The sequence below is a fragment of the Lysobacter antibioticus genome (genome assembly GCF_000731095.1).
Classification (GTDB): domain Bacteria; phylum Pseudomonadota; class Gammaproteobacteria; order Xanthomonadales; family Xanthomonadaceae; genus Lysobacter; species Lysobacter antibioticus_B.
Window position 1 is genome coordinate 1 of the sequence record NZ_JMTZ01000128.1, and the last position, 5,730, is coordinate 5,730.

Annotated in this window: 8 protein-coding genes; 4 read left to right on the forward strand and 4 right to left on the reverse strand. The window is 67.7% G+C overall.

Annotation, left to right across the window (positions count from 1 at the left end):
- Positions 1 to 237 precede the first annotated feature (237 nt).
- The gene (locus tag EX88_RS0122240; protein WP_051885434.1) at positions 238 to 1,125 is read right to left on the reverse strand and encodes a DMT family transporter; all 888 of its coding nucleotides are present in this window, start codon (positions 1,123 to 1,125) and stop codon (positions 238 to 240) included.
- Positions 1,126 to 1,195: 70 nt separating this feature from the next.
- Between EX88_RS0122240 and EX88_RS0122245 the strand changes: the two genes are divergently transcribed.
- Complete coding sequence (locus tag EX88_RS0122245; protein ID WP_152566423.1) at positions 1,196 to 1,624, forward strand: hypothetical protein; 429 nt, start codon at positions 1,196 to 1,198, stop codon at positions 1,622 to 1,624.
- A 136-nt stretch (positions 1,625 to 1,760) separates the two neighbouring features.
- Here the strand turns inward: EX88_RS0122245 and EX88_RS0122250 are convergent, their stop codons facing one another.
- The 3 genes from EX88_RS0122250 to EX88_RS0122260 all read right to left on the reverse strand — a co-directional run bounded on the left by EX88_RS0122250 (position 1,761) and on the right by EX88_RS0122260 (position 3,783).
- A complete protein-coding gene (locus EX88_RS0122250; RefSeq protein ID WP_031374180.1) occupies positions 1,761 to 2,252 on the reverse strand; it encodes a DUF962 domain-containing protein in 492 nt (163 codons plus the stop codon).
- Between the two features lie 55 nt (positions 2,253 to 2,307).
- Positions 2,308 to 2,643 carry a DMT family transporter gene (locus EX88_RS0122255; RefSeq protein ID WP_031374181.1) on the reverse strand — a complete coding sequence of 112 codons (336 nt, stop codon included), beginning with the start codon at positions 2,641 to 2,643 and terminating at the stop codon, positions 2,308 to 2,310.
- Positions 2,644 to 2,853: 210 nt separating this feature from the next.
- On the reverse strand, positions 2,854 to 3,783 hold the full coding sequence (locus tag EX88_RS0122260) for a phosphoribosylaminoimidazolesuccinocarboxamide synthase (protein WP_031374182.1): 930 nt from the start codon (positions 3,781 to 3,783) through the stop codon (positions 2,854 to 2,856).
- Between the two features lie 196 nt (positions 3,784 to 3,979).
- Here EX88_RS0122260 and EX88_RS0122265 point away from each other — a divergent pair, with 196 nt between their 5' ends.
- The 3 genes from EX88_RS0122265 (at position 3,980) to rraA (ending at position 5,534) form a co-directional block, all read left to right on the forward strand.
- A complete protein-coding gene (locus EX88_RS0122265) occupies positions 3,980 to 4,315 on the forward strand; it encodes a J domain-containing protein (protein WP_031374183.1) in 336 nt (111 codons plus the stop codon).
- 68 nt (positions 4,316 to 4,383) lie between these two features.
- Positions 4,384 to 5,064, forward strand: coding sequence for a ribulose-phosphate 3-epimerase (gene rpe / locus EX88_RS0122270; RefSeq protein ID WP_036149824.1), 681 nt, complete (start codon positions 4,384 to 4,386; stop codon positions 5,062 to 5,064).
- Positions 5,061 to 5,534: a ribonuclease E activity regulator RraA gene (rraA, locus tag EX88_RS0122275; RefSeq protein WP_031374185.1), complete on the forward strand. Its 474-nt coding sequence runs from the start codon at positions 5,061 to 5,063 to the stop codon at positions 5,532 to 5,534. Before rpe ends, rraA begins: the two co-directional genes overlap by 4 nt.
- Positions 5,535 to 5,730 lie beyond the last annotated feature (196 nt).

Here is a 5,730-nt window from a genome sequence, read left to right on the forward strand (position 1 = left end):
TATGACAAAAGAAAGTAACCCGCCGCTTTAGTGGCGGAAGCTCTTGGCGTTTGATCCTGATCTTGCTCGGTTCATTCGCCGCGAGACCGAAACGACGCGGTCGCGGCTTGCGCCGCTCCTACCCCGCGACAGCACGCCGCTTCGATCGATGACGACGGCGATGCCATTGCTGCGCATCCTGCGGTCGCGGCTTGTGACCGAAGGAAATCCAGTAGGACGCCGCTCCCATCCCTTTGCTCACGCATCCGTAGCCGGCACCGGCGTACGCGATTTCGCCAGCGACCGCAGGGCGATGATCAGCACGCCGCCCAGCACCATGGCGCCGCCGATCCACAGGCGCGGACCGGGGCGGTCGCCCCAGAAGGCGACGCCTAGGGCGATGGCGAACACCGGCACCAGCAGCAGCCAGGGGGTGACCTTGGCGACCGGGTGGCGCTGCACCAGCACGTAGTACAGGCCGTGGCCGAGCAGCGACGAGACGAACGCGGCATAGGCGACGCCGAGCCATGCGACCCAGCTCACCGAGCCGAGTGCGGCGAGGCCGCCGGGCTCGAAGGCGACGCTGAGACCGATCAGCGGCAGCACCGCGATCAGCGCGGTCCAGCCTTGCTGGCTGTAAGCGTCGAGGCCGCGCAGGCCTTTCATCAGCACCGTGCCCAGGGCGAGGAACGCGGCCGAGATCAGCATCAGCACCACCGCCATCGGCTTGTCGAGCACCAGCGGATCGAAGCCGAGCACCAGCACGCCGGCGAAACTCAGGCCGATCGCCACGCCGGTGCGCCAGGCGAAGCGTTCGCCGAGCAACCACCAGGCCAGCACCGCGGTCATCGGGACATAGCTCTGCAATACGATGGCTGGCGAAGACAGGTCGCCGGCGGCTTTGAGCGCGCTGAAGCTCAGGCCGAAATGCAGCACGCCGATACACAGGCAAACCGCGATCAGGCGCGGCCATTGGCCCGCCGCCGGGCGTCTGACGAAGAAGGCCAGCGGCAGGGCGAGCAGGGCGAAACGCAGGCCGGTGAACAGCAACGGCGGGATCTCGCGCAGCGCATAGGCCGAGGTCAGGAAGTTCAGCGCCCAGGACAGGACGACGAGCAGCAACAGGACGATGTCGCGAACAGGCATGGGGGAGGTCGATTGGGCTATCGTGACGGCCGCTCGAGCGGGTCGCGAATGGCGTGACGGGAGAAGCATTGTGAAGTATGCGTTGCAGACTGCGGGCCCGTTCGTCTGGGGGATGTTGGCGATCGCGGCCCTGGTGTTCTGGCTGATGCCGAGTGCGTGGCTGTTGCGCGGCTGGGTATCGCACCTGGTCAAGGCGCGGCCGGCCTATGGCGCGGCGCTGTGGTCGGTGGTGTTCGCGCTGGTGCTGTGGGCGATGCTGGCGGTGACGGCGATGATCGTCCTGCACAGGCAGGACGCCAGCTCCGGCTGGCCGTTCGCGGCGATCGCGTTCGTGCTGTCCTGCCTGGCCTTGGCTTTCAGCGTGCGCATCCATCTGCCCGGCCCCGACGGGGTGCGCCTGAGCTGGTCGCGGGCCTTGCCGGTGTCGGCGGCGACCTGCGTGGTGCTGTGGGCGCAGGCGGGGTTATGCGTTTATTTGCTGGGCCGTTATTACCTGTGATGCGTCGGGATGCCGATCCGGCCCGAGGTTAGAGGGAGCCATACGACCGCAAACCATGGCTGACGACGTCGTCGATACGACGCGGTCGCGGCTCGCGCCGCTCCTACCCTGAAGCAACGGTCGCCCTCTTGCTCGATCAGTACGACCAGCCGAATTTGCGGTACAGCTTCGACAGCACCCAGGCCGGGCCGATCAGCAGATAAGTCAGGTCGGTGAAGAAGCTCGGCTTCTTGCCTTCGATCTTGTGGCCGATGAACTGGGCGATCCAGGCCACCACGAACACGGCGATGGCGGTGTACAGCAGCACGGTGATGCCGAAGCTCTGCGCGATCCAGTGCGCGATCAGCGACAACACCACGAACTGCACCAGCATGCCGAAGCCGAGTTTGCGCGAGGCGCGGTAATAGAACAGCAGTGCGGCGAACATCGCCAGCGCGGCCCAGGCGCCCGGGCGGAAGTACGTGCCCGGGGCGGGGATGCACCACAGCAAGGCGATGACGCTCCACAGGATCGCCGGCACCGCGACGACGTGGATGCGCTGGTTGGTGGCGTTGCGATGGTCGCCGGAATAACTGGCGAACCAGCGATCGATGGGGCGTTGCGACGACGACTCGGCGACGGTGCTCATGGTCGACTCCCGTTGCGGCGGGGCGGACGCGCTGTCCGCGGGTGGGGGCCTGCGGCTAGTGGGCCGCGGACTTCGAGAATAGCTGGATCACCGCCACCCCCGCCACGATCAGACCGATGCCGGCGAGCGCGCCGGCGTCCAGGGTCTGCTTCATGAACAGCCAGCCGATCGCGGCGATCAGGACGATGCCGACGCCCGACCAGATCGCATAGGCGACGCCGACCGGCACCGTGCGCAGCACCAGCGAGAGGAAATAGAACGCGGTGGCGTAGCCGATGCCGACGATCAGCGAGGGGACGGTGCGGGTGAAGCCTTCGGAGGCCTTGAGCGCGCTGGTCGCCACCACTTCGGCGGCGATCGCGATGGTCAGGTACAGGTAGCCGATATTCATGCGGTTCTCGCGAGAGAGAAGATCGGGCAAGGGTAACGCGCATGGCGGCAGGGCTGAATCCGTGGACGGGCCCTGAGTGTGGCGCGGATCGCGCGGCGCATGAGGTGCGCGCCTGCAGGTTGGCCGCGCCTGCGCACGCGATTGGCCGGGCAGGCCCCGGTGCGGCGCGCTTAAAACCGAACCGGCCCGCGTGTGCGGGCCGGCGGGGTGTCAGTCGATCGAGATGCCGGCGAGTTTCTGCAACGCCTCGGCGTACTTCGCGCGGGTGCGCTCGATCACTTCGGCCGGCAGGTTCGGACCCGGCGGGGTCTTGTCCCAGCCCAGCGTCTCCAGGTAATCGCGCACGAACTGCTTGTCGTAGCTCGGCGGGCTGGTGCCGACCTGGTACTGGTCGGCGGGCCAATAGCGCGAAGAGTCCGGCGTCAGCATTTCGTCCATGACGTAGAGACGGCCGTCGGCATCGGTGCCGAACTCGAACTTGGTGTCGGCCAGCAGGATGCCGCGCTCGGCCGCGTAGTCGGCGGCGTAGCGGTACAGGCGCAGGGTCGCATCGCGCACCGCTTCGGCGAGCCCGGCGCCGACCGTGCGCACGGCGGTGTCGAAGTCGATGTTCTCGTCGTGGTCGCCGACGGCGGCCTTGGTCGAGGGGGTGAAGATCGGCTCGGGCAATTGCTCGGCCTGGCGCAGGCCGCTCGGCAGGGCGATGCCGCTGACCCGGCCGGTGCGCTGGTAATCCTTCCAGCCGCTGCCGATCAGATAACCGCGTGCGATGCACTCGATCGGCACCGGCTTGAGCCGTTTGGTCACGACCGTGCGCTTGGCGTAGAGGCGGGCGTCGACGCCCGCGGGCAGCACGGCGGCGACGTCGATCCCGGTCAGGTGGTTGGGAATGATGTGCGCGGTCTTGCCGAACCAGAAGTTGCTGATCTGGCAGAGCATCTCGCCCTTGCCCGGGATCGGGTCGGGCAGCACGACGTCGAACGCGCTGAGGCGGTCGGTGGCGACCATCAACAGACAGTCGCCGCCCGGGGCGGCGCCCGCGGGCAGGCGATCGGCCGGAAGGTCGAAGACATCGCGGACCTTGCCGCGGTGGCGCAAGGGCAGGCCGGGCAGTTCGGATTGCAGCAGTGTGGTCGTCAACGTGGGGACCCCTGATGGCGGCGGCATAGATGATTCCCCCCATCGCTTCGCGCCGCCGGAGCCGGACGGCTCGCGCGCGCAGGCGCGACGGGGCCGGGCAGTGTACGCCGGCTGGCGTCCGCGTGCAGGTAGACTGGGGTCCGGCGGCCCGCAGGGGCCTGGACGGGCCGCGAACGGCCCCGGACGATGGGCGCGGATGAAGCGCTGGTACGGCAAATTGCTGGGTTTCTTCGCCGGCGCGGCGCTGCTGCGCGGCAACCCCTTCCTGGGGGCCATCATCGGCCTGCTGATCGGCCACGCCTTCGATACCGACTGGTTCAAGCTGCGCGGCGACAACCCCTATGCGGTGCTGGGCCTGAGCACCGACGCCAGCGACAGCGAGGTCGACCAGGCCTACCGCCGGTTGATGGCCCAGTACCACCCGGACCGGGTCACCCAGGCCGCCCCGGAACTGCGCAGCCAGGCCGAGCAGCGCGCCCGCGAGATCAACCGCGCCTACGACCGCATCAAGACCCTGCGCCAGCGCCGCTGATCCGTCCGCGCTTGGCCCCCCGGCTGGGGGAGGCGACAATGGCCGCCTGTCCGTACCGGCCCCGTCGCATGTCCCTGCAATCCACCGTCATCGCCCCTTCGATCCTCTCGGCCAACTTCGCCAAGCTCGGCGAGGAGGTCGACAACGTCCTCAAGGCCGGCGCCGACTGGGTCCATTTCGACGTCATGGACAACCATTACGTACCGAACCTGACCATTGGCCCGATGATCTGCGAGGCGCTGCGCAAGCACGGCGTGACCGCGCCGATCGACGTGCACCTGATGGTCGAACCGGTCGACCGCATCGTCCCCGACTTCGCCAAGGCCGGCGCCAGCATCATCAGCTTCCATCCCGAAGCCAGCGGCCACGTGCACCGCACGATCCAGCTGATTAAGTCGCACGGCTGCCAGGCCGGCCTGGTGCTGAACCCGGCGACCCCGATCGAAGTGCTCGACTGGGTGCTCGAAGACCTGGACCTGGTGCTGCTGATGTCGGTCAACCCGGGCTTCGGCGGCCAGAGCTTCATTCCCTCGGCGTTGGACAAGCTGCGCCGCGTGCGCGAGCGCATCGACAACAGCGGCCGCGCGATCCGGCTCGAGATCGATGGTGGCGTCAAGACCGACAACATCGCCGAGATCGCCGCGGCGGGCGCCGACACTTTCGTCGCCGGTTCGGCGGTGTTCAACGCACCCGACTACGCCGAAGTGATCGGCAAGATGAAGGCGGCGGTCGCGGCGGTACGCGGATGAACACCTGCGACCTGTGCGATCTGCATGAGGCACGGGTTCGCATATTGGACCTGCCCTTGCGCGACTACGGCGGGCGCCTGGCGTTCGATGGCGTGGTCAGCACGATCAAGGCCTACGAAGACAATTCGCTGGTGCGCGAAGCGGTGGCCGAAGCCGGCAACGGCCGCGTGCTGGTGATCGACGGCGGCGGCTCGATGCGCCGCGCGATGCTCGGCGATCTATTGGCGGCCAAGGCGGTCGAGAACGGTTGGGCCGGTGTGGTCGTCTACGGCGCGATCCGCGACAGCGGCGCGATCGGTGCGATGGAGCTCGGCGTCAAGGCGCTGGGCACCTGCCCGCGCAAGACCGACAAACTCGGCCAGGGCGCACGCGACGTCGTGGTCGAGATCGGCGGCCTGGTGATCCGGCCGGGGGATTGGCTGTGTGCGGATGAGGATGGGGTGGTGTTGGCGGACGAAGTTTTGCGCTGAGGCGCTGATGCCCGCCATGGCGAAATGGCAACGGTGTAAATCGTGTCTGCAGACGTTCGTGGCGTCGTGACGAAGATCGTCGTTACGAACGGTCGGCTTGCTTTGTTCTTTGAACTGCTTTGCCGCTTTGCCGGTCAACCGTAGACCCGGAGGGCGGCGCACAGGACGTGCGCCGTTTTTCGATAAGACAGGGACG

Bases quoted from the DNA above. Each gene is read 5' to 3' on its own strand.
- EX88_RS0122255 (WP_031374181.1), bottom strand. From the start codon at position 2,643: ATGAATATCGGCTACCTGTACCTGACCATCGCGATCGCCGCCGAAGTG.
- rraA (WP_031374185.1), top strand. From the start codon at position 5,061: ATGAACACCTGCGACCTGTGCGATCTGCATGAGGCACGGGTTCGCATA.
- rpe (WP_036149824.1), top strand. From the start codon at position 4,384: ATGTCCCTGCAATCCACCGTCATCGCCCCTTCGATCCTCTCGGCCAAC.
- EX88_RS0122250 (WP_031374180.1), bottom strand. From the start codon at position 2,252: ATGAGCACCGTCGCCGAGTCGTCGTCGCAACGCCCCATCGATCGCTGG.
- EX88_RS0122240 (WP_051885434.1), bottom strand. From the start codon at position 1,125: ATGCCTGTTCGCGACATCGTCCTGTTGCTGCTCGTCGTCCTGTCCTGG.
- EX88_RS0122265 (WP_031374183.1), top strand. From the start codon at position 3,980: ATGAAGCGCTGGTACGGCAAATTGCTGGGTTTCTTCGCCGGCGCGGCG.